Source organism: Flavobacterium suaedae, assembly GCF_014642915.1.
GTDB lineage: Bacteria > Bacteroidota > Bacteroidia > Flavobacteriales > Flavobacteriaceae > Flavobacterium > Flavobacterium suaedae.
In genome coordinates this window covers 84566-109585 of the sequence record NZ_BMJE01000008.1, presented here as the reverse complement: position 1 = coordinate 109585, position 25020 = coordinate 84566, and the positions used below count along the sequence as shown (strand labels likewise).

At 36.9% G+C, this 25020-nt stretch carries 20 protein-coding genes; 14 read left to right on the top strand and 6 right to left on the bottom strand.

Features of this window, described 5'->3' with window-relative positions; genetic code table 11:
- The 5 genes from IEW45_RS13895 to IEW45_RS13875 all read right to left on the bottom strand — a co-directional run bounded on the left by IEW45_RS13895 (position 1) and on the right by IEW45_RS13875 (position 7475).
- Positions 1-1836: a glycoside hydrolase family 13 protein gene (locus IEW45_RS13895; protein WP_188621870.1), complete on the bottom strand. Its 1836-nt coding sequence runs from the start codon at positions 1834-1836 to the stop codon at positions 1-3.
- Between the two features lie 78 nt (positions 1837-1914).
- Entirely contained in the window at positions 1915-4224 is a 2310-nt protein-coding gene (gene mdxK, locus IEW45_RS13890) for a maltose phosphorylase MdxK (protein ID WP_188621869.1), read from the bottom strand.
- Positions 4225-4226: 2 nt separating this feature from the next.
- Positions 4227-4883: a beta-phosphoglucomutase gene (pgmB, locus tag IEW45_RS13885; protein WP_188621868.1), complete on the bottom strand. Its 657-nt coding sequence runs from the start codon at positions 4881-4883 to the stop codon at positions 4227-4229.
- Between the two features lie 8 nt (positions 4884-4891).
- A complete protein-coding gene (locus IEW45_RS13880) occupies positions 4892-6250 on the bottom strand; it encodes an MFS transporter (RefSeq protein WP_188621867.1) in 1359 nt (452 codons plus the stop codon).
- A gap of 202 nt (positions 6251-6452) precedes the next feature.
- Positions 6453-7475 carry a LacI family DNA-binding transcriptional regulator gene (locus IEW45_RS13875; protein WP_188621866.1) on the bottom strand — a complete coding sequence of 341 codons (1023 nt, stop codon included), beginning with the start codon at positions 7473-7475 and terminating at the stop codon, positions 6453-6455.
- Between the two features lie 228 nt (positions 7476-7703).
- On the opposite strand from IEW45_RS13875, the gene IEW45_RS13870 reads away from it, so the two are divergent.
- The 14 genes from IEW45_RS13870 (at position 7704) to IEW45_RS13805 (ending at position 23512) form a co-directional block, all read left to right on the top strand.
- A complete protein-coding gene (locus IEW45_RS13870) occupies positions 7704-10793 on the top strand; it encodes a SusC/RagA family TonB-linked outer membrane protein (protein ID WP_188621865.1) in 3090 nt (1029 codons plus the stop codon).
- A gap of 17 nt (positions 10794-10810) precedes the next feature.
- A complete protein-coding gene (locus IEW45_RS13865; protein WP_188621864.1) occupies positions 10811-12361 on the top strand; it encodes a RagB/SusD family nutrient uptake outer membrane protein in 1551 nt (516 codons plus the stop codon).
- Positions 12362-12377: 16 nt separating this feature from the next.
- Entirely contained in the window at positions 12378-13502 is a 1125-nt protein-coding gene (locus tag IEW45_RS13860) for a SusE domain-containing protein (protein ID WP_188621863.1), read from the top strand.
- A 59-nt stretch (positions 13503-13561) separates the two neighbouring features.
- Positions 13562-16366, top strand: a complete 2805-nt coding sequence (locus tag IEW45_RS14920; RefSeq protein WP_188621862.1) for an alpha-amylase family glycosyl hydrolase — start codon at positions 13562-13564, stop codon at positions 16364-16366.
- A gap of 170 nt (positions 16367-16536) precedes the next feature.
- Entirely contained in the window at positions 16537-17010 is a 474-nt protein-coding gene (locus tag IEW45_RS13850; RefSeq protein WP_188621861.1) for a hypothetical protein, read from the top strand.
- 34 nt (positions 17011-17044) lie between these two features.
- Positions 17045-17779, top strand: a complete 735-nt coding sequence (locus IEW45_RS13845) for an SH3 domain-containing protein (RefSeq protein ID WP_188621860.1) — start codon at positions 17045-17047, stop codon at positions 17777-17779.
- A 166-nt stretch (positions 17780-17945) separates the two neighbouring features.
- Positions 17946-18401 (top strand): 50S ribosomal protein L13, encoded by a 456-nt coding sequence (rplM, locus tag IEW45_RS13840; RefSeq protein WP_188621859.1) that lies wholly within the window; start codon positions 17946-17948, stop codon positions 18399-18401.
- Positions 18401-18787 (top strand): 30S ribosomal protein S9, encoded by a 387-nt coding sequence (gene rpsI, locus IEW45_RS13835; protein ID WP_188621858.1) that lies wholly within the window; start codon positions 18401-18403, stop codon positions 18785-18787. Before rplM ends, rpsI begins: the two co-directional genes overlap by 1 nt.
- A gap of 189 nt (positions 18788-18976) precedes the next feature.
- A complete protein-coding gene (gene rpsB / locus IEW45_RS13830) occupies positions 18977-19753 on the top strand; it encodes a 30S ribosomal protein S2 (protein ID WP_188621857.1) in 777 nt (258 codons plus the stop codon).
- 101 nt (positions 19754-19854) lie between these two features.
- The gene (gene tsf / locus IEW45_RS13825; protein ID WP_188621856.1) at positions 19855-20679 is read left to right on the top strand and encodes a translation elongation factor Ts; all 825 of its coding nucleotides are present in this window, start codon (positions 19855-19857) and stop codon (positions 20677-20679) included.
- Positions 20680-20787: 108 nt separating this feature from the next.
- Positions 20788-21483 (top strand): hypothetical protein, encoded by a 696-nt coding sequence (locus IEW45_RS13820; RefSeq protein ID WP_188621855.1) that lies wholly within the window; start codon positions 20788-20790, stop codon positions 21481-21483.
- Entirely contained in the window at positions 21470-21967 is a 498-nt protein-coding gene (locus tag IEW45_RS13815) for a hypothetical protein (RefSeq protein ID WP_188621854.1), read from the top strand. The genes IEW45_RS13820 and IEW45_RS13815 overlap by 14 nt, the downstream gene beginning before the upstream one ends.
- Before the next feature lie 317 nt (positions 21968-22284).
- The gene (locus IEW45_RS13810) at positions 22285-22944 is read left to right on the top strand and encodes a queuosine precursor transporter (RefSeq protein ID WP_188621853.1); all 660 of its coding nucleotides are present in this window, start codon (positions 22285-22287) and stop codon (positions 22942-22944) included.
- Entirely contained in the window at positions 22937-23512 is a 576-nt protein-coding gene (locus IEW45_RS13805) for a DNA-3-methyladenine glycosylase I (RefSeq protein WP_188621852.1), read from the top strand. The genes IEW45_RS13810 and IEW45_RS13805 overlap by 8 nt, the downstream gene beginning before the upstream one ends.
- Positions 23513-23562: 50 nt before the next feature.
- On the opposite strand, the gene ahcY is transcribed toward IEW45_RS13805, so the two are convergent.
- Positions 23563-24879, bottom strand: a complete 1317-nt coding sequence (ahcY, locus tag IEW45_RS13800; RefSeq protein ID WP_188621851.1) for an adenosylhomocysteinase — start codon at positions 24877-24879, stop codon at positions 23563-23565.
- Positions 24880-25020 lie beyond the last annotated feature (141 nt).

The following is a 25020-nucleotide window of genomic DNA, read 5'->3' as shown; positions in this document are numbered from 1 at the left end:
TTATTGTAGTTCCAGTAGTAAAACCGATTTCGGTTGCATGGTAATATCTTTAGTCACATCCATCATTTTGCCTTCTAATACAGATTTACCTTTTTTATGTGTGGTAAGGCTCTCGGCAAAACGGTCTGTTTTTACGGTTTGTGCTTCGTCGCTGTTATTTATCAATACCATAACGGATTCTTTATCATTATGGCGGAAGTATACATATACATTATTCCAAGGCAGATAGTGTGTGGTTTTACCTGTATGGATTACCTCTTTGCTTTTTCGCCAATTGAATAGCTTAGAAGAGAAATCGAACCACTTTTGCTGCTCGGCAGTACGACCGCTTTGTGTAAAGGCATTGTTTTTATCGCCGTTCCAACCACCCGGGAAATCCCTGCGGATGTCGCCGTCGCCTTTACCCTTATCGCCTGCCATGCCTATTTCGGTACCATAGTAAATTTGTGGTATGCCACGAACGGTAGCCAGCAGTGTCATTGCCATTTTATATTTGTTGAAATCATTTTTATAGATTTCATTAAACCTGCCTGTATCGTGGTTTTCGGCAAATACCAGAATGTTATTGATGTCAGAGTATAGAAAGTCGTTTGTAAAGTTGTCGTATACTTTTTGCATACCACTATCCCAACCCGGTTTGTCTTCATTAAACACATTACCAAAAGCATCGTGTAACGTGAAATCCATAACGCTTGGCAGGTAGGAGTTATAGCTTTGTATGGCTGCTATTTTACTATCCTTTTGCCAGTATGCCATTTGTGCTTGGTCGTGCATCCAAACCTCGCCTACTATATTGAAGTGCGGATATTCATCCATAATGGCTTTTGTCCATTTGGCAATGCCTTCTTTATCGTTATACGAATAGGTATCTACACGAAAACCATCCAAATCAGCATACTCTATCCACCAAATCGCATTTTGGGTCAGGTAATTTAGCACTAACGGATTGCTCTGGTTTAAATCGGGCATATCGCTCACAAACCAGCCATTCATACAATATTTGGTATCAATTTCAGATGCATTCGGGTCAAATTGCGTCGTCATACGGTAATTGCTTTGCGCATAGCCCGGAAACTGGTGTACCCAGTTGTAAGTCGGTAAATCTTTATACATCCAGTGCCCGCTGCCCCAATGGTTGGTTACATAATCCATAATGAGTTTCATATCTCTCTCTTTCAGCTCCTGAGAAAGTTGCAGGTAATCCTCATTTGTCCCATAACGCGGGTCTATTTTATACACATCGGTTTGTGCATAGCCGTGGTAGGAACCCTTTTCGTGGTTATCCTCGCAAAGCGGTGTACTCCATATTGCGGTTGCGCCTAATTGATTGATATAATCCAGATTATTAATTATGCCCTGAATGTCGCCGCCATGCCTGCCGAAAGGTTCGTTTCGGTCAGCTTTGTCTTCCATTCCTTTTACATTATCGTTATCAGGGTTACCGTTAGCAAAACGGTCCGGCATTATTAGATAAATAAGGTCTGACGAATCAAAACCTTCTCTTAACGCAGCGCCTTCCCTACGCTGTTTTAAAGAATATTTGTGTGTAAAAACTGTCTTGTTTTTGTTTTTAAATGAGAAAACAAAATCAGAGGCAGGAATATCTTTAGTGTCTATGGTAACAAAAACATAGTTCGGGTTCTCTGTTTTTACCACATTAGTTATTACAATATCGTCTGATACCACAGGGGTATATTGTGCTATGCCCTTCCCGTAGAACATTATTTGTAATTCGCTGTGGTTCATTCCGCTCCACCAGAAAGGCGGTTCTACCCTGTCAATTTGTGCGGAAACTGCCACACTGAAAAAAAGGAGTATATAAAATAATTTCTTCATTATTTGCTGCTTACTGTAAAGCCTGTTTTAGTAGTTGCTAAAAAAGCCTGTGGGATATATTTCCCACAGGCTAAAAAATTACACTGTTACCAATGCGTTTGGTTGTACTTTAACTTCCTTACCGTTTACAAATACGGTTAGCTCTTTATCTCCTTCAAGGTTAAACTTGGTTTCCCCCTGCTGTATGGATACTTTTAATATCTGGTTCCTGAAATTAATTTTAAATGAATAGCCCTGCCATTGCTCCGGTATTCTCGGCTCAAAATGAAGGGTATCGTTTTTAACGCGCATACCGCCAAAACCTTCTACAATACTCATCCATGTCCCTGCCATACTGGTAATATGCAGCCCCTCTTCCACCTCTTTATTATAATCATCAAGGTCAAGGCGCGATGTTCTCAGGTAAAATGTATAGGCCTGTTCCATCCTGCCCAGCCCGGCTGCCTGTATGGAGTGTACACAGGGCGAAAGTGATGATTCATGTACAGTAAGCGGTTCGTAAAAATCAAAATGCTTCGCCAGTTGCTCTTTGCTAAAGTGGTCTTCAAAAAAATAGAAGCCCTGCAATACATCTGCCTGTTTAATGTAGCACGAGCGTAGTATTCTGTCCCAACTCCATTTTTGGTTGATGGGGCGTTGGCTACGGTCTAATTCACTAACCGGGATAAGCTCTTTATCTAAAAAGTTATCCTGTTGTAAATACACGCCATGCTCTTCCGAATATGGGAAGTACATGTTATCAGCCACCTTCTTCCATTGCTTAATTTCGTCGTCATTCAGGTTGGCTTTAGCCATTATTCGGCTGTAGTCTTCATTATAGTCGCTTTTAACCTTTGCTATTTGCTCTATGGCATAATCAATACACCATTTGGCTATATAGTTGGTATAAAAGTTGTTATTTACGTTATTCTCATATTCGTTTGGTCCTGTAACACCCAGTATCACATATCTTTTTTTATGGGATGAGAATGTTGCCCTTTGCTGCCAGAAACGTGCTATACCGATAAGTACTTCCAGTCCTTTTTCGGGGATGTAACTGTAATCGCCTGTAAAACGGTAGTAGTTATAGATGGCAAAAGCTATTGCCCCATTCCGGTGGATTTCCTCAAAAGTAATTTCCCACTCGTTATGGCATTCTTCGCCATTCATGGTAACCATAGGGTATAATGCCGCACCGTTAGTAAAGCCAAGTTTGGCTGCGTTTTCAATAGCTTTTTCCAAATGGTTGTATCGGTAGGTAAGCAGGTTACGTGCTACCTGCTGGTCTTTAGTCGCCATATAGAAAGGAATACAGTATGCCTCGGTGTCCCAATAGGTACTGCCACCATATTTTTCGCCTGTAAATCCTTTAGGGCCTATGTTCAGTCGTGGGTCTTTACCTAAATAGGTTTGGTTTAACTGGAAAATATTAAAACGGATACCCTGTTGTGCTTTTACATCGCCATCAATGGTAATATCTGCCATTTCCCATATTTTAGCCCAGACTTCTTTTTGCTCTTCAAGCAATGTACTATAACGCTTAATTTGTGCTGAAGCGATTACATTTTTAGCAGCATCAATTAATTCGCTTTCTTTATGGTTTAAGGAAACGGTATAACCGCCAAATTTTACCAGTGCTGCTGTTTCTCCCTGTGCTGCTTCGGCAGTATAACAAAATTGTATTTTATCGTTACCTATTTCAATATTTTGCGGAGTAACATCCTGTTTCTTTTCGTTTACGAAAAGGCTATTGTGCATGTAGGTGGCTACTGTAAAATGCGTTTTAAAGGTACGTGCAGTTACAAAAGCGCTATCGCCTTCATGTTGTACATCAAGAGGTTCCCAAAATTTTTCTTCCCAGTTGGCATCTTCATTGGTTACACCGGCATCTATATAAGGGCTGTAGGTTATAGTAGCACTACCATTTACAAGTTTTACTTCATATTTTATTACACCCAGTTCATCCTCAGTAAGCGACAGGAACCGGGTTACATTAACTGCTACTGCTGTCCCGTTTTGCAATACCGCCTCGAAAGAACGGTTGTACCAACCTTCTTTCATATTCAATTCTCTCCTGAAATTTTTTACTTCTTTACAAGCATTCAGGTCTAATGCTTCCCCGTTTATCGTTACATTAATTCCTATCCAGCTAGGTGCATTAAGTACTTTTGCAAAGTATTCCGGGTAACCGTTTTTCCACCATCCTACTTTTGTTTTATCAGGGTAATAAATCCCGGCAATATAACTTCCTTGAAAAGTCGCTCCTGAATAGCTTTCTTCAAAATTGGCACGTTGCCCCATAGCTCCGTTACCAATACTGAATAAGCTTTCGGAAGACTTTACTCTTTCTGCATCAAATCCTTCTTCTATTATTGACCAGTTGTCCGGTTTTATATAATCTTGGTTCATTTTTACTTATTTAGTAAGTTCTCTAAAAATGTAATTTCTATTTCTGTAAAATCGTTAAAGTTATATTGGGCTTCGTGCAGTATGGCTTTATTACCTATACCTACACTTATCATTTCCGCAATATTTGCTGCCTGTACCCCTGCTACCGAGTCTTCAAAAACTACAGCTCCTTCCGCAGGCATATTTAGCTTTTTAGCTGCCTGTACAAATACTTCAGGGTCAGGTTTAGCGTTCGTTACATCATTACCGTCTACAATAGCATCAAAGTAGCTGGTAATGTTTACCTTATCCAGTATTATTCGGGCATTTTTACTGGCAGAACCCAGTGCGATAGGCTGCCCGCTTTCTTTTAAGTACTGTAATACCTGTACTACTCCCGGTAATATTTCGCTTTCATCCATATTACCTATGTACTCCAGGTAGTCTTCATTTTTTTGTATCAGCCACGTTTCTTTTTCTTCGGGCGTTGCTGTAACATTGCCTATACCCAGTATAATTTCTAATGAGCGTACTCGGCTTACACCTTTAAGCTGTTCGTTATGTTTATGTGTAAAATCAATCCCGATATTTTTTGCCAGTTTTTGCCAAGCTAAAAAGTGATATTTTGCAGTGTCTACAATAACACCATCAAGATCGAATATGAATGCTTTCTTTTTCATCTGTTTTATTATAGAATTTCTGATTTGGATTTGGTATCATCCACATCCTTAACCTTAGCTACTAATAATGCCGCTATTATAAAGCTGACACCGCTTGTTATAAGGGCATAAATAGCATTACCGTTGTACAGGTATTTTACTATAGGCCCGCCAATAAGTGCATTTACAATTTGTGGTATTACGATAAAGAAGTTGAATATCCCCATATATACCCCCATTTTTCTGGGAGCAATAGAGCCTGCAAGAATTGCATAGGGCATAGCCAATATACTTGCCCAAGCAATACCCACGCCTATCATAGGTACTGTAGCCCAATACTGATCGGGTACTATGTATATCGCCATAAGGCTTATACCACCTATAAGCAGTGATACAGTATGCGTTAATTTTCTGCCTATTTTTTTAGCGATAAATGGAAGGCAAAAAGCAAATAGTGCCGAAACTCCGTTATACACTCCGAACAATACTCCTACCCAATCCCCTGCATCCTGATATGCCTGACTCTTGGTGTCCTCTAATGGCAGCCCATAAATGTGGTGTGCTATAGCGGGAGTAGTAAATACCCACATACCAAAAAGACCAAACCAAGAGAAAAACTGTACCCAACTTAGCTGTCGCATGGTTTCAGGCATTTTTCTGAAATCGGTAAAAATATCGGTTAGCTTTGCCTCTTTTACAGGTTCAGGTGCTACACCTTCCGCTTTATCAAAGCTATCCAACTCTTCAGGAGAATATTCTTTTGTAGTAAAAACAGTAATTAAAATAGTAATAACTAGTATTGCCGCACCTGCTATGAAAGACCATATAAGGTTTTGCGGTACACTGCCTTCAGTAGCAGTATTGGGAATACCAAACCAGTTAGTAAGTGCATACGGTAACCATGAACCTATTACAGCGCCAAAACCGATTAATGCCGTTTGTACGCTGAAACCCATTGTACGTTGGTCAGTACGCAGATTATCAGCCACTAATGCACGGAAAGGTTCCATTGCAATGTTAAAAGAGGCATCCATAATCATGAGCATACCTGCACCTACCCACAAAGCAGGCATAAGAGCAATAAATATATATGCCTGTGGCATAAGTATTAATCCTACTGATGCTAATAGCGCCCCGACAAGAAAGAAAGGTTTTCTTCTGCCGAATCTGCCCCATGTGTTATCACTGTAATGTCCTATTATGGGTTGTACTATTAACCCCATTAACGGAGCAATAATCCAAAACCATGAAAGTTCATGTACATCGGCACCAAAAATCTGGAGTATACGGCTTGCGTTGGCGTTTTGCAAAGCAAAACCCATTTGTATTCCTAAGAAACCGAAACTCATATTCCAGATTTCCCAGAAACTTAATTTACGCTTTTCCATTATCGTAATTTAAAATTTATAAATACGATAAGCGTTTATGGCTTATCAAAAACTTATTGTGTGAAGTGAAGTTATAAGCTTTGATAATCAGTAGCAAATATATACATATTTTAGTCTGAAAATTTATTTTGTATAAAAAAAATCTGCCACGCAGGACAGATTTAAATTTTTAAATATTTGATTTTTAGTATCTTAAAATAAACTACAACGTTGCCGTAGATTCTCTTTCAACAAGGTGAGTTTCTATTAATTCTGTCTTATAAAGCTCATCTTCTTCCTCCATTTCCAGCCTTTCTATTAACATTTTTGCTGCTCTTCCGCCCATTTTTATCCCATTTTGGCTTATGGTTGATATAGTAGGTGTTGAGAATTTAGATATAATGCCATCAGTAAACCCTATTACCGATAAGTCTTCGGGAACTTTAACCCCCATTTTGTTTGCCAGTTTAATAGTGGTAACTGCAAAAAGTTCATTCACAGCAAAAATAGCATCAGGTTTTTGTTCTTCAAGCAGTTTTTCAATTTTACTGGCACAATTATCTATATCCTCTATTTTTACAATCATGTCTTCATTTACTTTCATGTCATGATCTTTAAGAGCATTTATATAGCCATCTGTACGTAGTTTACCTACACTAACATAGTCTACCGTAGTAACAAGACCTATTTTTTTACAACCCTTATTAATAAAAAACTCAACGGCTTCGTAGGCTGCCAACTGGTCGTCTATAATTACTTTATCACATAAAACTTCATTAGTAACCCTGTCGAACATTACAACAGGCATTCCCTGATTTATTACCTCTTCTATATGGTGAAAGTCTTTTTTTTGCTGGGTTTCTTTAGATAGTGACATAATAAAACCATCCGTACTACCGCTGGCAAGCATATCCATGTTTATTACCTCTTTATCAAAAGACTCATCAGAAAGGCAAACAATTACATTATAGCCATTTTCGTTAGCAACATGCTCTATCCCACTAATAACTGTTGCGAAAAAGTGATGAACAATTTCAGGGATAATTATACCTATGGTTTTGGTTCGTTTATTCTTTAAACTTAAGGCTATATTATTAGGACGGTAGTTGTAAAGTTTAGCAAAAGCCTGTACTTTTTGACGGGTATCTTCACTAATTTCCGGACTGTTTCTAAGCGATTTTGATACGGTAGAAATAGAGACATCAAGTTCTCTTGCAATCTGTTTTAGGGTAACTTTTCTTTTCATCTAAAAAAGCATCAAACTATTAAATTTAGAATAAATATAGCTTTAATTTCCAGATATAGCAATTTTCTTACTGTTATTGAGCAAAATAAGAAAAGTTTTCAACACGCAAACGTTTTCGGTAGCTATCATTCACGAAAACGTTTTTTTGCTAAGAGATTTTACATAATTTTAACATACGAAGTGAACTTATAAGCAAAACAAAACGCAAAATTAACCTAAACAACTTGTATGAAAACAATGTATAAAAAGTTCTTGCTTTTATTGCTGATGTTACCATTTAGTATTCTGGCTCAGAACACTTTAACAGGTACTGTTAGTGATACTTCCGGACTGCCTATTCCCGGAGCAAATGTTATGATTGAGGGCACGACTAACGGTACTACTACTGACATTGATGGTAAGTATACCCTGCTAAGCGTAAACACAGGAGATCGTGTTGTGTTTAGCTTTATTGGGTTTGCCAATCAGGTAGTAGAATATAACGGACAAAGCACTGTAAATATTGTTTTGCAGGAAGACGCAACACAGCTTGAAGAAGTAGTTGTAATTGGTTACGGTACTACTACCAAAAAAGATGCAACAGGATCTTTAACCGCTGTTACTTCTGATGAGTTTAACAAGGGTGCTATTACCACAGCAGACCAGTTACTAACAGGTAGAGCACCGGGTATACGTATTACCAGTGCAGGTGGACAGCCTGACGCTGCACCAAACATTATAATACGTGGAGGAAGTTCTTTAAACGCTAATAACAGTCCACTTATTATTATTGACGGTGTTCCTCTTAGTATTGTGAATCCTGCAGGTGTAAACAACCCTTTATCTCTGGTAAACCCTAACGATATTGAGTCGTTTACAATATTAAAAGATGCTTCGGCAACAGCAATATATGGTTCAAGAGCTTCTAATGGTGTAATTATTATTACTACCAAGAAAGGAGCATCAGGAAAACCTCAATTCAATTACAATGCAAGCGTTGGTTTTGGTAAAGCCAAAGACTTAGTTGATGTTATGGATGGTCCTACCTTTGCAAGATTTATAAGAGAGTATCATCCTACTCAAACGGATAAGCTTGGAATAGACGATCCGACAACTGATGCAGTAGACAACCCTGCAACTGAAGAAATTGAAGGACGTATACTATACAACACTAAATGGCAAGATGAAATTTTAAGAAGTTCTTTATTTACAGACCATAACTTTAGTGCTCGTGCTAACCTGTTTGGTAAAGTGCCTGCACGTGCTTCTATAGGATATACTAACAACGAAGGTCTTGTAAAAACAAATGATTATGAGCGTTATACTGCTTCGGTTAAAATTACTCCTACGTTTTTTGATGACCATTTAAAAGTAGATGTAAATGCCAAAGGTTTTTGGGTAGATAAAAATGCTATAGATGAAGGTGGTGTTCTTGCAGGAGCTTTAAATATGGATCCTACTAAACCTGTATATACTACAGCAGACACTAATAACTTTGGTGGTTACTACCAAAACACTACAGATGCTGACCCTCTTGATTTAGATGGGCAGTACAACCCTGTTAACCTTTTAAATGAAAGAAGAAGACCTGAAAAGGTAAACAAATTAATAGGTAATATTCAGTTTGATTACAAAATGCATTTCTTACCGGAATTAAGAGCTGTTGTTAATTTTGGTATAGATGCTTCTCGTGCTGATATTTTAGAAAAATATGGTCAATATGCTTTTGCGACATACCAAAAAGATGTTACCGCAAGCGAAGAACAGGGAACCGGTGTATGGGTATTTAACCCGGGGGTTCACTACAGAGAAACGCAACACATTACCAATAAACTAATGGATGCGTACTTAGCGTATACAAAAAATTTTGATGGCCCTGTTACAAGAATAGATGCTCAAGCAGGTCATTCGTACCAAAGCTTTGTAAACGATGGGTATAAAACAGAATACAGATATAATACCCTTACCGGCTTAAGGGAAGTACAACCAAATGAGCAAAACCCAAATAATAGGTACTATAATAAAAGTGTATTAGAATCTTTCTTTGGTCGTGCTAATGTAGATTTATTCGACAAATACCTTTTCACATTTACATTAAGAGCAGATGGTTCATCTTACTTTAAAAAGGATGATAGATGGGGGTATTTTCCTGCTGCTGCTTTTGCATGGAGAATGACAGATGAGAACTTCTTAAAAGATAGTAAAGTAGTAAATAACCTAAAACTTCGTGTAAGTTACGGCCAAACAGGTCAACAGGACATAGCTTCTATAGAGCGTGTTGGTTATTACCCTAGTTCAGCTATATTTAGCCCGGGAAGCTCAACCAGCCAATACTTACCAGGCGTAAATATATATAGTGATAATCCTTTTAATGACCAATTAACATGGGAAGTAACTACTACTTATAATGCCGGTATAGATTTCTCATTATTTAAAAGAGGATTATTAAGCGGTAGTGTAGATGTGTATAAAAAAGTTACTGATGACTTACTGGTAAGCACAACTGTACCACCGGGACAATACCTTAGTAATAACATCATCCAAAACATAGGTTCTATGGAAAATAAAGGTATTGAAATTGACTTAAACTTAAATCCTATTAATACTGAAGATTGGAGTTGGGAGCTTTTAGGCAACCTAGCTTATAACTTTGGGCAAGTTACTGACCTTAAAAATATCAGTATAACAGATGCGGGAGGAGGTCTCCCTGTTGGTACAGGTAATAATTTGGCACGCCATAATGTTGGTTCACAACCTTATTCCGCATGGGTATTCGAACAACTTTATGATGCTGATGGCAATGTTATACCGGGAGCTTTCAGAGACCGTAACGAAGATGGTGTTATAACAAACGATGACAGATATTTTGAAGCATTACGCCCTAACTGGACATTTGGTTTGGGTACTAATGTAACCTACAAAAACTTCGATTTATCTGCTAATTTCCACGGACAATTTGATGGTAAAGTATATAATGCCATTAAACTTGCAGGAGGCTGGACAGACAGGGCATTGCCCAATAATACAAACAGTCTTAACAACGTACTTGACTTTTATAGTGGGGCAGCTGACCCTAGGTTCCAGACTGTTAACGGAAATGTTCCTTTCTCTGATTACTATCTTGAAAATGCTGCCTTTTTAAGGTGTGATAACATTACATTAGGCTATAGATTTAATGACATAATGGAGTCTGCATCTTTACGTGTATATGCTACAGTAAACAATGCTTTCATCATAACTGACTATTCAGGTCAGGATCCGGAAAACTTCGGAGCAATTGACAACAACTTTTATCCACGTCCCAGGATTTACAGTTTCGGTGTAAACCTTGACTTTTAAATAAAAAAACATTGTATATGAAAAATTTCAATAAAAAATTAATTTTAGGAATCAGCACTTTTATATTGCTGTTATTCGCTTCGTGTACAGACGATTTGAATACAGAACCAAAGGTTGAATTATCGCTGGAAAACCTTCTGGCGCAAGACCCTAATGCTGTACAAGGTCTGCTATCTAAAATGTACGGCGCATTTGCCCTTTCCGGACCAACCGGACCTGGAAGTTCAGATATTAGCGGACCTGATCCCGGTGAAACAGCCTTTTTAAGAGGTATTATTAATCTACAAGACTTTACTGCCGATGGTATGAAAAACCGTTGGGGAGATGATGGTCTTGACCAGCTTACAACAACATCTAGTTGGGACGAAAATAACAAGTTCTTTAAATATTTGTATGACAGGGTATATTATGTAGTACCGCAAACTACCAATATTATACTTATATTAGAAACTGTTGACGTTGAAAACAAAGAGCAGATAGTAAGTGAGCTACGCTTTATCAGAGCTTTAGCATATTACTATATGATTGATTGTTTTGGCAAAGGTGTTATAGTAAATGAAAGTAATTATGGTAACACTACACCACTGGAAGAATCTACAAGAACGGAAATGTTTGAATATGTAGAAAGTGAACTACTTGCTATTGAGCCTACTATGCCTATGACTAATGACTATGGCAGAGCAAACAAATCGGTAGTACGCATGCTACTGGCAAAACTATACTTAAATGCAGAAGTTTACACTGGTCAGGCACGCTATACCGAGGCTTTAAATTACACTAGCTTAGTAATTGACGAAGGTGGTTATACACTGGACGAAAACTTTGTAAGTATGTTCTCTGCAGACAACTATAACTCTAACGAAATTATTTTCCCGCTTATTGCTGATGCTGTAGTAAGCCAGAGTTATGGTAATACTACTTACATAGTTAACGGTTCATTAAGTACAGAGACAATGCCAATAGCTCAATTTGGTGGTATAGACGCATGGACAGGGCACAGAGCTACTAAAGCATGGTATGGTTTATATGGAGATTTAGAAACTTCTACTGATGACAGAGCAAAACTTTTCTGGACAGAAGGACATAATTATGAAATGGAAGACTATAAAGAGTGGGAAGATGGCTACCCTTCGGTTAAGTTTAGAAACACAAACTTTACCGGAGCGCCTATAGCAACATCGTTCTCTTCTACTGATTTCCCTTTATACAGACTAGCTGATGCTTACTTGATGTATGCAGAATGTGTACTTCGTGGCGGTGGAGGTTCAGCGTCTACAGCTTTAGACTATGTTAACGCTGTAAGAACCCGATCTAATGCTTCAACTATTTCAGCAGGAGAATTAACACTTGACTTTATACTTGACGAAAGAGCTCGTGAACTTAATCTTGAAGGACACAGAAGGTCAGATCTTATTCGTTTTGGAAAATTTGCAGGCGGAAGCTACTTATGGCCTTGGAAAGGTAACAATGTAAACGGAGTTTCTATATCTAACGATTACAAAGTATTCCCAATCCCGGCAAGCGCACTACAGGCAAATCCAAACTTAAATCAAAACTCAGGTTACTAATCTTAATACTCAACAAATGAAGAAAATATTTAATCTATCAATTTTATCATTATTGCTTTTATCAATAATGTCATGTAGTACCGATGACAATCAAATTGTTATTGAAAAGTCTACAGATCCTGTACTTATGTCTCCGGATGACGGAGGTGTAGTAACACTAACACCAAGCACAGCAGACAACGCTGCTGTTACATTCGTTTGGGATCACGCAGCATATAGTGAAAATACAGAAATCAACTACTCAGTAGAAATTGCATTAGCAGAAACTGATTTTGCCGAACCGGTAGAACTGGCAAACACTACAAATCGATTTGCTTCTGTAACAGGAGGAAATTTAAAAACTAAATTAATGTCTGAAACCGGCTTAAACGTAGCCGAAGATGCTGAGCAGGTTGTTATAGAAGCAAGAGTTATTGCCAGCCTTGGTGACAATAGTGATTTGCCAATGACATCTAACAGCATAACACTTACTATAGTATTTGCAAGCGGAGGAGAAGGACCAACCGAACCTGCACTTTACATGGTAGGCGCACCACAAGCATATTATGAGCTTGATGCTTGGAGCCCTGCAAATGCTATACCTATGCGCTATATAGGCGATGGTACTACACAAGTATTTGAAGCGTATGTAAAAGTTGGTGCCGCAGACGGATTTAAATTTGTAAATGCACAAGCTGACTGGGGTGATATTGATGGTAATTATGGTACTATTAGCGGAGCACAAGATGGAAACCTTGAAAATTCACCGGGTAGTGGCGACATTAAAATAGCCGAAACTGATGGAGATGGTTTCTATTACGTATGGGTTGACATTGATAATCTTACTTATGAGGCTGTAAAAATGGATTGGGGTATAATTGGTGCCGCAACACCAAGCGGATGGGACGCAGAAACCCCGATGACTTATAACTTTGCAGAAAACAAGTACAGTATTACTGTAACGCTTATTACAGAAGAGATGAAGTTTAGATCTAAAAATACCGGTGATGCAATTTATAATGACCAATGGGCTTTCCAAGTAGGAGCTGATGACACTGTAGTTTACAATACTGGTGCTGGAAATATTGCTGTAACTGCCGGAGAAACTACAATTGACCTTGAAATTGGTTTTGACGGTACTGCTACAGTATCAGGACTTTAATTAATAAAAAAAGGGCTGATTTTCATCAGCCCTTTCTTTACATATATAAATATTAAATTATGAAAAAGATTACTTTTTTACTTCTGTTCATAATAAGTTATACAGGTTTTGCACAGCTTACAACCTCACCAACCCCTGCTGTGGCAACGGGTCCTGTAACTTTATATTTTGATGCGGCAGGAACTCCGCTGGAAAGTTACACAGGTACTATATATGCACATATGGGGGTAACTGTAGACGATGAGCAGTGGCAATATGTAATAGGCGATTGGGGACAGAATGATGTACAACCGGCACTTACTCCTGTTTCCGGAACAGTATATCAACTGGAAATAACCCCTGATTTATACAGTTACTTCGGTGTACCAACATCAAGCACTATATCACAAATATGTGTGGTATTCAGAGCTGAAACAGGGTCTCCGCAATCTTCAGACTTATTTGCAGCTATTGGTTCTTTCCAAGTGAACCTTTCTGCACCTGAAAATGAAAGTACTACTATACTAACATCAGGAGGTTCATTAAGCATAGCGGCTAATAACACAGGTGGTAGTGCAAACTATGCATTACTTTCTAACGGAGGGGTTATAGACACTCAAAACAATATTAGCAGTTATACTTATGTACATGCTAATATTACAGAAAATCAAAATTACGAGCTAACAGTTACTCAGGGAAGTAATGTTATAACCCGCACCTTTTCAGTAATTGTTAACCCAAATACTGTAACCGAAGCTATGCCAGTCGGTGTAAGAGACGGTATTACTTATAGTGATGTAGATAATACAACTGCAACATTAGTATTAAATGCTCCCGGTAAAGATTTTGTATATGTAGCAGGTAGCTTTAATAACTGGCAACCGGGTACAGCGCATGCAATGAAAAAAGATGGGGATACAGGTAAGTTTTGGTTAGAACTTACAGGGCTTACTCCGGAAGAAAAATATACTTACCAATATTGGGTAATTGATGAAACACCAGTAGCAGGTTCTCCTGTAATGGTTAAAACAGCAGACCCTTTTTCTACTCTTGTACTTTCTCCTTATGATGACCCTTGGATAGACGCATCAACGTACCCTGATATGCCTGTTTATCCTGAAGGACAATCATTTGAAGTATCGGTATTAGAAACTGCACAAGTTCCTTACAACTGGCAGGTAACTGATTTTGAAAAACCTGCTAAGGAAGACCTTATTATATACGAACTGCTTATAAGAGACTTCAACAGTGAAAAAACATGGAACTCTCTTACAGACCAAATTGACTACTTTAAAAACCTAAATATAAACGCCATAGAAATTATGCCTGTAATGGAGTTTGAAGGCAATATTTCGTGGGGTTATAATACAGCATTCCACATGGCTTTAGATAAAGCTTATGGTACAGCTGATTCTATGAAAAACTTTATAGATGTATGCCACGAAAATGGTATTGCAGTTATACTAGATATAGCACTAAACCACGTTTATGGTCGATCGCCATTAGCACGTATGTGGATGGATGACCCTGATGGAGATGGTTTTGGAAATCCCAGCACAGAAAATCCTTACTGTAATGTAACAGCAACACACTCATACAGCGTTGGTAGTGACTTAAACCACCAATCCGAACTAACACAGTATTATGTTGAAAGAAGTGTTGAATACTGGATGACCGAGTTTAATATAGATGGTTACCGTTGGGATTTAACTAAAGGGTTCACCCAAAACTGTGGTCCCGGTGACGATGGTTGTACAAATGCTTATCAAGCAGACAGGGTTGCTATACTAAAACAGTATGCTGATATACAATGGGCAATAGACCCTGACTTTTATGTAATTTTTGAACACTTAGGTGGTATCCAGGAAGAAAAAGAATGGGCAGATTACCGTGTTGACGAGGGTAAAGGTATTATGCTATGGGGTAAGTTTACAGACCCTTACAACCAAAACAGTATGGGTTATGCTGAAAACAGTAATTTTAACAGCATGGACTTTGAAAACAAAACTTTCCAAGAACCAAGGCTTGTCGGATTTGCAGAAAGCCATGATGAAGAACGATTAATGTTTAAAAACCTTGCTTATGGTAATAGTGACGGTGGCTATGATGTAACTGACGAAGCTACTGCACTTAACAGAATGGGGGCAGTAGGGGCTGTATTATTTACAATACCGGGTCCTAAAATGTTCTGGCAATTTGGCGAACTGGGGTATGACTACAGTATTAACCACTGTGAAAACGGAACAATTGAAAACGGATGCCGTACAAACCCTAAGCCAATACCATCGGAAATAGGTTATACTACTGATGCCAACCGTACAGCACTGTACAACACATGGGCTAAACTTATAGAAATAAGACTAAACAATCCTGTATTCCACACCAAAACATTTACAATAGCCTCGGGTAGCTTAACTCCGAGAATTGATATTTGGAATGAAAGTCTTGGTACAGGAGAATTAAGCAGTGTTATTGTACTGGCAAACTTTGATGTTACAGCACAAACTGTAGAAACCCTCTTCCCTAGTACTGATGAATGGTATAATCTTATGGACAATACAACCATAAGCGGTACAACTACAACAGTAACCTTACAACCGGGAGAATTCAGGATATTTGGTAACCAGCCTGCAGCGTTAAGCACACCACAAGCTAACAGCCAAAAATTAGCGCTTTATCCTAACCCTGCTAACAATGAGTTTATGGTAAACACAGCAACTCAAAAAGTTGAAGTGTACAACATAACAGGGCAACTGGTTAAAACCTATAATGCTGCACCTGCAAATACTCCTTTTAATGTAAATGATATAAGTAAAGGTATGTACCTTGTAAAAATAACTGACAGCAACAATGCTGTTAATACAACAAAGTTAGTAAGAGAGTAAAAATTTGTTGGGTTAGTTTTTTTATGTTAAGTGCAAAAGGTCTTCTGTCATAGGAGACCTTTTGTTTTTTACCCCTATACCTATATAATGTTATATATATCTTAAACTACTCCCCGAAAAACAACACAGCATATATCTTTGAAAAAATTGAAATATAAAAAAAAGAGAGCATGAAAAAAATAGCTTTAATAATACTGGCATCATTATTAACTATTAGTTGTAATACCGTAAAGTCTATAACAGGAAGCGACAAAAAAGAAGGTGTACAATATAGAGACGATTTTATGGCTGCAAGCGATGCTGAAAAAAAAGACCTTTTACAAAAACTAAGCGCAGAAGGTAGTAACTATTCTGTTATAATACTTACTCAAAACTATAAAGGGCAACAAATAATAATAACCGATACCAATAAAAAAAGACTATATAGTGAATACGCTGTTACCAACTTAGGTACAGGCATTGCAGCAACGCTGCGTATGGATAACAGGCTTAACACTACAATACGCGATAACTACACCAAAGAAGAAACTATTGTTGAGGCTGACGATGCCCAAAAACATAAGTTTATATATGTAAAGAAAAATCCGGGCAGTAAAACACCTTATACAATTACTTACAGTAACACTTTACGACCTCTAGAGTAAGTTTTCGTATGTTTGATTAAACATTCAACACACTATGCATACTAAACAATTTTTACTAATTGTATTTATTCTATTCAGCTCAATTATTCATGCTGAATGGAAACCTGCTATAATTAAAGATAAAGACGGTTACACCAACATTCGTAAAGAGGCTAAACTAACATCAGAAATAGTCACTACAGTAAAAAATGGAGAAATATTTTATTGTAATTATTCCTCGAATGAGGAATGGATTGCTGTAATGTTTGAAACAATAACAGATAAGTCTTTTAAACAGCGAAAAGGCTACATACATAAAAGTAGAATTTCACTTCTTGAGAATTTAAACACAATAAAACAAAAACAAATTATATCGAAAGCGTTTTACCAACAAAGAGATTATGCATTAGCTTTTCATAAAAATATTTCTTCACAAAAATTAAGGAGAAAAGTAGAAATAAATCATGAAGCGCTATACCTACCCACACTAGATCTCTTACCTATATATTATTGTAAAACTAATGATGTTGAAATTATAAAACTTTTCTTCTCCGTATTATGGGCAGATAGGGCTTCTGCTAGCGAAGTACCCTCTTGGGCACTAGGCAAGTGTTTTGTTTGTTCACCAAAAGTAATAAGCAGAGAAATAAAAAATATTAAGAATATAGAAAAAAGAACATCTATACTTTATGATTTAGAGTTCGGTCTTAATAATTTAGGTTATATCAATAAAAACGGAAAGTGCAATTACCCACAATATTTAAAATTAGTTAAAGAACTGAGCGAGTAAAAATTAGCTCCTTAAAGTCTATTTTAAATAAATTCACCTAAACTTCAACATATTAAAATAAACTTTTAAATAATAATTTTTATTTACCTATTTGAATATCTGACAAATAATTGTAATTTTGCACTCCCTTTATTGGGGACGGAATGTTTAATTAAAATTATTTATTGTGAACACATTAAGCTACAAGACAATTTCAGCTAACAAGGCTACCGTTCAGAAAGAATGGATTGTTGTTGACGCTGAGGGTCATAATTTAGGTCGCTTTGCTACAAAAGTTGCAAAACTTTTAAGAGGCAAATACAAGCCAAATTATACTCCGCACGTAGACTGTGGTGATAACGTAATTGTTATTAACGCAGAAAAGATCAACCTAACTGGTAACAAACTGGAGGAGAAAACATACATCCGCCACACAGGTTACCCAGGTGGTCAGAGAATTTTAACTGCTAAAATGGCTCAGGACAAAAATCCTGCAATTTTAGTAGAGAAAGCTGTAAAAGGAATGCTTCCTAAAAACAAATTAGGTGCTGAGCTATTCCGCAATTTAAATGTATATGTAGGTCCTGAGCACAAGCACGAGGCACAGAGTCCTAAAACCGTTAACTTAAACGACTTGATGTAATGGCAACTATCCACAAAATTGGAAGAAGAAAAACCGCTGTTGCCCGTGTATACCTAACAGAAGGTTCAGGGAAAATCACGGTTAACAAAAAAGAATTAGAAACTTATTTCCCTACCGGTACATTACAGTACAAGGTAAAACAGCCTCTTATGCTTACAGAGAACCTGGAAAACTTTGATGTAAAAGTAAATGTATATGGTGGTGGTATCACAGGGCAAGCAGAAGCTGTAAGAATGGCTATTGCAAGAGCTATGTGTGAAGTAGACGTTGAAAACAGAGGAACTCTTAAGCCGGAAGGTTTACTAACAAGAGACCCAAGAATGGTAGAGCGTAAGAAATTCGGTCAGAAGAAAGCTCGTAAGAAATTCCAGTTCTCTAAACGTTAATATTTTATTACATGCTTTTGGCAAGGATACCAATAATCCAAGCCTGAGCAATTTATTTTTATTAAAATTTAAAAAATTAGTTATTGTTGCTTCGCCGAGGCGGAGGTTAGTTTAGCATCTAAATGGGCAGGGCCGAAAAAATCGCCACCTGAACATTGCTTACTCAACAGAACGTAAACTATTACAAAAATGGCAAATAACATAGATGTAAAAGACTTACTGGAAGCAGGTGTACACTTTGGACACATGACCAGAAAATGGGACCCGAACATGGCTCCTTATATTTATATGGAGCGTAATGGAATACACATTATCAACCTATATAAAACTGCAGCTAAAATAGAAGAGGCTAACGAAGCGCTTAAAAAAATTGCTGCATCAGGCAGAAAAGTATTATTTGTTGCTACTAAAAAGCAGGCAAAAGACATAGTTGCCGAAAAAGCTGCTGCTGCTAACATGCCATACATTACAGAAAGATGGCCAGGTGGTATGCTAACAAATTTCGTTACTATTCGTAAAGCTATTAAGAAAATGGCTTCGATAGACAGAATGAAGAAAGACGGTACATTTAACACGCTATCTAAAAAAGAGCGCTTACAGGTTGACCGTCTACGTGCAAAACTAGATAAAAACCTAGGTTCTATAGCTGACATGACAAGGCTACCGGCTGCGTTATTCATTGTAGATATTAAAGCTGAACACATCGCAGTAAAAGAAGCTCACAAATTAAACATTCCGGTTTTTGCAATGGTAGATACTAACTCTGACCCACGTCAGGTTGATTATGTAATACCAGCAAATGATGATGCTTCTAAATCAATTGACAAGATTTTATCTTTAGTAACAGATTCTATTAAAGATGGTCTTGCTGAAAGAAAATCTGAAAAAGACCAACAACAGCAAGAACAAAAGGCAGAAAAAGCTACTGAAAAAGCAGAAGCTAACACAACTGCTACCGAAGAATAAAATATAACATTACAATAAAGTCGTTGTGTTGGTATATGTTTACTTTTGTAGCCATTACTAACATAACGACTTTCATTTTTAACAAATAAATTCTTTTCAAAATGGCAAATATTACTGCTGCAGACGTAAATAAATTAAGACAGACTACAGGTGCAGGTATGATGGACTGTAAAAAAGCACTTGTTGAGGCCGATGGTGATTTTGATAAAGCTATCGAAGTACTTCGTAAACAAGGGCAAAAAGTTGCTGCTAAAAGAGCTGACAGAGAATCTACAGAAGGTGCTGTTATAGCTGTAGTTAATGATGACAACACTCACGGTGTAGTTATTTCTCTTAACTGTGAAACTGACTTTGTTGCTAAAAACGAGTCTTTCACTACTCTGGCTACTGATCTTGCTAAGCTTGCGCTTAACTACAGTACTAAAGAAGAATTCCTTGCTGCTGACTTTAACGGTATTACAGTAGAAGAAAAACTAACTGAGCAAACAGGTGTTATAGGAGAGAAAATAGAAATAGGTTCTTTCGAAACTCTTAATGGTGCTTACGTAGGTTCTTACATACACGCAGGTAACAAAATAGCTACAATAGTAAGCCTTTCTGCAAATGTAGACGGTGCTGAAGAAGCTTCTCGTAATGTTGCTATGCAGGCTGCTGCAATGGCTCCACTAGCACTTAATGAAGAAGGTGTAGATGCAGAAACTGTTGAGAAAGAAATTGAGATAGCTAAAGACCAACTTCGTCAGGAAGGTAAGCCGGAAGCTATGCTTGATAACATTGCTAAAGGTAAATTAGGTCGTTTCTTTAAAGATAACACTCTTGTTAACCAAGCATATATTAAAGACAACAAACAAAGCGTTAGCGAATACGTAAAATCTGTAAACGGTGATTTAACTGTTACAGGATTTAAAAGAGTTGCTCTTGGTTAATTAAAAGCCAAACGTTTTAAAAATAAAGAAATCCCGTTCATATTGAGCGGGATTTTTTATTTTAGCTTATAATGAACTATATACAAACCTATAACCTCTTTCCTCAAAATGAAAATTAAATTTCTACTACTAGTATCATCATTATTTATAATCAGTTGTTCTACTAAAAGTAATTTCCCTCAAGACTGGGCTATAGAAGAATTAAACGGTAAACCTAAAAAAATTACAGAGTTTTCCAGTTATGCAGCACATCAAATGCAGGCAAAAAAGGTGTCGTATTACAACGAATCGGGAAACTTAGTAAAAACAGAAGAATATAATGAATATGACCAGACTGACGACAGTTTTAATTTAACTCAAATCACGTATTACAACTACCCTGAAAATGATTCTATAAGAACCTTTGTTACGTATAAGAAAAACAGCAAAGACACTCTTAACACAGGAACATATCGTGTTGTTGATAGCCATACAATTATTGCAAAAAATAAATTTCATAATAGTACTACGCTTTCGGAATTAGAGCAAAAGCTAGATGCTGAAAATAGAGTAATAAAAACAACTACTAAGGTTATAAATACAAAACATGATTTAGTCACAATGCAGTCATCAACTGATTTTATATATTCTGAAAAAGGGTTAAAAAAACTTATCATAAAAAACAAAGAAATGAAACCGGGAGGCAATGAAATTACTCTTGCTAATAAAAAAACCGATGATAAAGGTAATCCTGTTTATTGTGAGTATTTAGATGGAAACAAAAATGTAGTTTACTCATTAAAAAGAGAATATGAATACTATTAAAAAAATTAATTTCAATATTAAGCATAATTTCTTAGGCTTTTTAGCGGTATTATTTTTATCCGTAACATTAATTGGATGCTCTGAAAGCAATAACACCATCAATAGTAAAGAACTATCAAAAGAAGAACGTATAAAAACATTGAGCGAGAATATAAACCTGCACTCAGAAATTTTAGATGCTGAATATAATCTTTTTAAAACAGGAGGGTTTAATAACAGGAACAGCTCAGAATCCTTAGGTCCTACTGATTACTACTATCAATATGTAGTAAAAGTAAAACCAGATGATGTAGTCTTATGGACTAAAAGCCATAATCAAACAGATTGTGATGAAAATAATGAAGACTGGACAGAGAAATTAATCAGACACAGAAAAGAAAATTGGACAACAAACTCCAAACCCGTTTGTTTCAGTTCAAACTCCAGAATAGTTATTGCATACATTCCTGAGGGAATTATATATTATCAGATTGTACTAAATTAAAAATCCCGCTCAAACAGAACGGGATTTTTATTTTCAACAAACGAAACAAAAATTATAAACTATATAGGTATAGCAAACGCTATTCAACCTCTTTAGGATTCCCTGTTTTCACGATAATTACCTTATTGTTTAAAACAAATATAGAACACAAACCCAAAATAAAAAGGGGTACACCTAACTATTACGTGTATTTTATTTTAGCATACTTAAAATTTGATATTACTAAAAAACAATATGCTTTTTTTAAAAATTGTTCAACTTACTAAAAGTAAAAAATAGTTTACTTTTGATTTTTTACATCAAAAAATACATTACAAATGTTTAAAACCCGCAAAGGCATCATATATGTAATCCTTGCCGGTATATTTATAACCAATGCTATTGTTGCCGAATTAATAGGCAGCAAACTAATCAATATAGGTCCTTATGTTGTCAGCATAGGTATTTTGCCCTGGCCAGTAGTTTTTGTTACTACCGACCTTATTAATGAATATTTTGGGCGCAGTGGCGTTAAAAAACTATCATATATAACTACAGGTTTAATAGCATACTGTTTTGTAATCCTGTATTTATCAATGGGGATACCTGCCTCTACTGATTTACCTAATGTAACGGACTCACAATTTAATGCTGTATTCGGGCAGAGCTTATGGATTATTGTAGGGAGTATTACTGCTTTTTTAGTTTCTCAGCTTATAGATATTACTATATTTCACTTCTTTAAAAAGAAAACAGGTAAAAAAATGATATGGTTGCGTACTACAGGCTCTACTGTCATATCGCAGTTTTTTGATAGTTTTATTGTACTAGGTATTGCTTTTTGGCTTACCGGAAAAATGGATACACCTACCTATATAGCTTCGGGGCTTACAGGTTATACTATTAAGCTGGTTGTAGCCATATTATTAACGCCTTTAATATATTTGGGGCATTACTTAATTGACAAGTATTTAGAAAAAGACGAAAACAATGGCTAATACTACTGAGAATAATATAACCCGCTGCGGCTGGTGCATAGGTGACCCGATATATGAAAAATACCATGACGAGGAATGGGGTAAACCCGTTTATGATGATGACACATTGTTTGAGTTTTTATTACTGGAAACTTTTCAGGCCGGGTTAAGCTGGATAACTATACTGAGAAAAAGAGAAAACTTCCGTAAAGCTTTTGATAATTTTGATTACAAGAAAATAGCCAACTATAATCTGGATAAAATAGATGAGCTATTGCAAGATGCGGGTATTATTCGAAACAAGCTAAAAGTAAACGCTGCAGTAAGCAATGCACAGGCGTATATAAAGGTTCAGGAAGAGTTTGGTAGTTTCTCCAAATACTTTTGGGCTTTTACCGATGGTAAACCTATAGATAATAAATTTAAAACACTGGGTGATGTACCAGCTACTACTCCACTCTCAGACGCTATTAGTAAAGACATGAAAAAACGTGGATTTAAGTTTGTAGGCTCAACAGTAATATACGCACACATGCAGGCAACGGGCATGGTTAATGACCATATTTTAGATTGCCACACACGTAAATAACAAAAGCCCGCTTAAAGCGGGCTTTATTGTAAAATATATTCTATTAGGTATTAGTATCTGTAATATTCAGGTTTAAATGGTCCTTCAACTTCAACACCAATATATTTAGCTTGCTCTTCGTTAAGTGTTTCAAGCTCTACACCCAATTTAGCAAGGTGTAATGCTGCCACTTTTTCATCAAGGTGCTTAGGTAGCATGTATACTTTGTTTTCATAGCTGTCGCTATTATTCCAAAGCTCTATTTGTGCTAGTGTTTGGTTCGTAAACGAGTTACTCATTACAAAACTTGGGTGACCTGTAGCACAACCAAGGTTTACTAATCTACCTTCAGCTAAAAGGATAATATCTTTCCCGTTGATGGTATATTTATCAACCTGTGGCTTAATTTCAACTTTAGTATCACCGTAGTTTTTATTTAACCAAGCCATGTCAATCTCGTTATCAAAGTGACCGATGTTACAAACAAGGGCTTTATCTTTCAACATTTCAAAGTGACGACCTACAACAATATCTTTATTCCCTGTAGTAGTAATTACAATATCAGCGTTACCTACTACTGTATCCAGTTTTTTAACTTCGTAACCGTCCATTGCAGCCTGTAGTGCACATATTGGATCAATTTCAGTAACGGTTACTATAGCACCTGCCCCTCTGAAAGAAGCTGCTGTACCTTTACCAACATCACCATAACCACAAACAACTACTCTTTTACCTGCAAGCATTAAATCGGTAGCACGACGGATAGCATCAACAGCACTTTCTCTACAACCGTATTTGTTATCAAACTTGGACTTCGTTACAGAGTCGTTTACGTTAATAGCCGGCATTACAAGTGTACCGTTTTTCATTCTCTCGTATAAACGGTGTACGCCTGTAGTTGTTTCTTCTGATAGTCCTTTAACTCCTTTTGCAAGTTCAGGATATTTATCAAACACCATGTTTGTTAAGTCACCACCATCATCAAGAATCATGTTAAGTGGTTTACGGTCTTCCCCGAAGAAAAGTGTTTGTTCTATACACCAGTCAAATTCCTCATCTGTTAAACCTTTCCAAGCATATACCGGTATACCCGCAGCAGCTATTGCAGCAGCAGCATGGTCCTGCGTTGAAAATATATTACAAGAACTCCATGTAACTTCAGCACCAAGTGCTACAAGCGTTTCTATAAGTACAGCCGTTTGTATTGTCATGTGCAGGCATCCTGCTATTCTTGCACCTTTAAGTGGTTGCTCTTCTTTATATTCTTCACGAAGCGCCATTAACCCAGGCATTTCTGCTTCTGCAAGCTCTATCTCTTTTCTACCCCACTCTGCAAGGGAAATGTCTTTTACTTTATAAGCCACGTATGGCACTGTTTTAGTACTCATGAATATTGTTATATTTGTATTAGCAAAAATTTATGCAAATTTAGCGATTTCCTGTAGAACGAGCCAGTTTTAAGATTATTTTAAACTTTGCTCAACCTTATAAACTTTTAAAAACAAAAGACTTAAACTTTTTACCTAACA

What these genes read in the sequence shown, in the direction of transcription:
- IEW45_RS13895 (WP_188621870.1), bottom strand. Translation starts at nt 1,836, where the DNA reads ATGAAGAAATTATTTTATATACTCCTTTTTTTCAGTGTGGCAGTTTCC.
- mdxK (WP_188621869.1), bottom strand. Translation starts at nt 4,224, where the DNA reads ATGAACCAAGATTATATAAAACCGGACAACTGGTCAATAATAGAAGAA.
- pgmB (WP_188621868.1), bottom strand. Translation starts at nt 4,883, where the DNA reads ATGAAAAAGAAAGCATTCATATTCGATCTTGATGGTGTTATTGTAGAC.
- IEW45_RS13880 (WP_188621867.1), bottom strand. Translation starts at nt 6,250, where the DNA reads ATGGAAAAGCGTAAATTAAGTTTCTGGGAAATCTGGAATATGAGTTTC.
- IEW45_RS13875 (WP_188621866.1), bottom strand. Translation starts at nt 7,475, where the DNA reads ATGAAAAGAAAAGTTACCCTAAAACAGATTGCAAGAGAACTTGATGTC.
- IEW45_RS13870 (WP_188621865.1), top strand. Translation starts at nt 7,704, where the DNA reads ATGAAAACAATGTATAAAAAGTTCTTGCTTTTATTGCTGATGTTACCA.
- IEW45_RS13865 (WP_188621864.1), top strand. Translation starts at nt 10,811, where the DNA reads ATGAAAAATTTCAATAAAAAATTAATTTTAGGAATCAGCACTTTTATA.
- IEW45_RS13860 (WP_188621863.1), top strand. Translation starts at nt 12,378, where the DNA reads ATGAAGAAAATATTTAATCTATCAATTTTATCATTATTGCTTTTATCA.
- IEW45_RS14920 (WP_188621862.1), top strand. Translation starts at nt 13,562, where the DNA reads ATGAAAAAGATTACTTTTTTACTTCTGTTCATAATAAGTTATACAGGT.
- IEW45_RS13850 (WP_188621861.1), top strand. Translation starts at nt 16,537, where the DNA reads ATGAAAAAAATAGCTTTAATAATACTGGCATCATTATTAACTATTAGT.
- IEW45_RS13845 (WP_188621860.1), top strand. Translation starts at nt 17,045, where the DNA reads ATGCATACTAAACAATTTTTACTAATTGTATTTATTCTATTCAGCTCA.
- rpsI (WP_188621858.1), top strand. Translation starts at nt 18,401, where the DNA reads ATGGCAACTATCCACAAAATTGGAAGAAGAAAAACCGCTGTTGCCCGT.
- rpsB (WP_188621857.1), top strand. Translation starts at nt 18,977, where the DNA reads ATGGCAAATAACATAGATGTAAAAGACTTACTGGAAGCAGGTGTACAC.
- tsf (WP_188621856.1), top strand. Translation starts at nt 19,855, where the DNA reads ATGGCAAATATTACTGCTGCAGACGTAAATAAATTAAGACAGACTACA.
- IEW45_RS13820 (WP_188621855.1), top strand. Translation starts at nt 20,788, where the DNA reads ATGAAAATTAAATTTCTACTACTAGTATCATCATTATTTATAATCAGT.
- IEW45_RS13815 (WP_188621854.1), top strand. Translation starts at nt 21,470, where the DNA reads ATGAATACTATTAAAAAAATTAATTTCAATATTAAGCATAATTTCTTA.
- IEW45_RS13810 (WP_188621853.1), top strand. Translation starts at nt 22,285, where the DNA reads ATGTTTAAAACCCGCAAAGGCATCATATATGTAATCCTTGCCGGTATA.
- IEW45_RS13805 (WP_188621852.1), top strand. Translation starts at nt 22,937, where the DNA reads ATGGCTAATACTACTGAGAATAATATAACCCGCTGCGGCTGGTGCATA.
- ahcY (WP_188621851.1), bottom strand. Translation starts at nt 24,879, where the DNA reads ATGAGTACTAAAACAGTGCCATACGTGGCTTATAAAGTAAAAGACATT.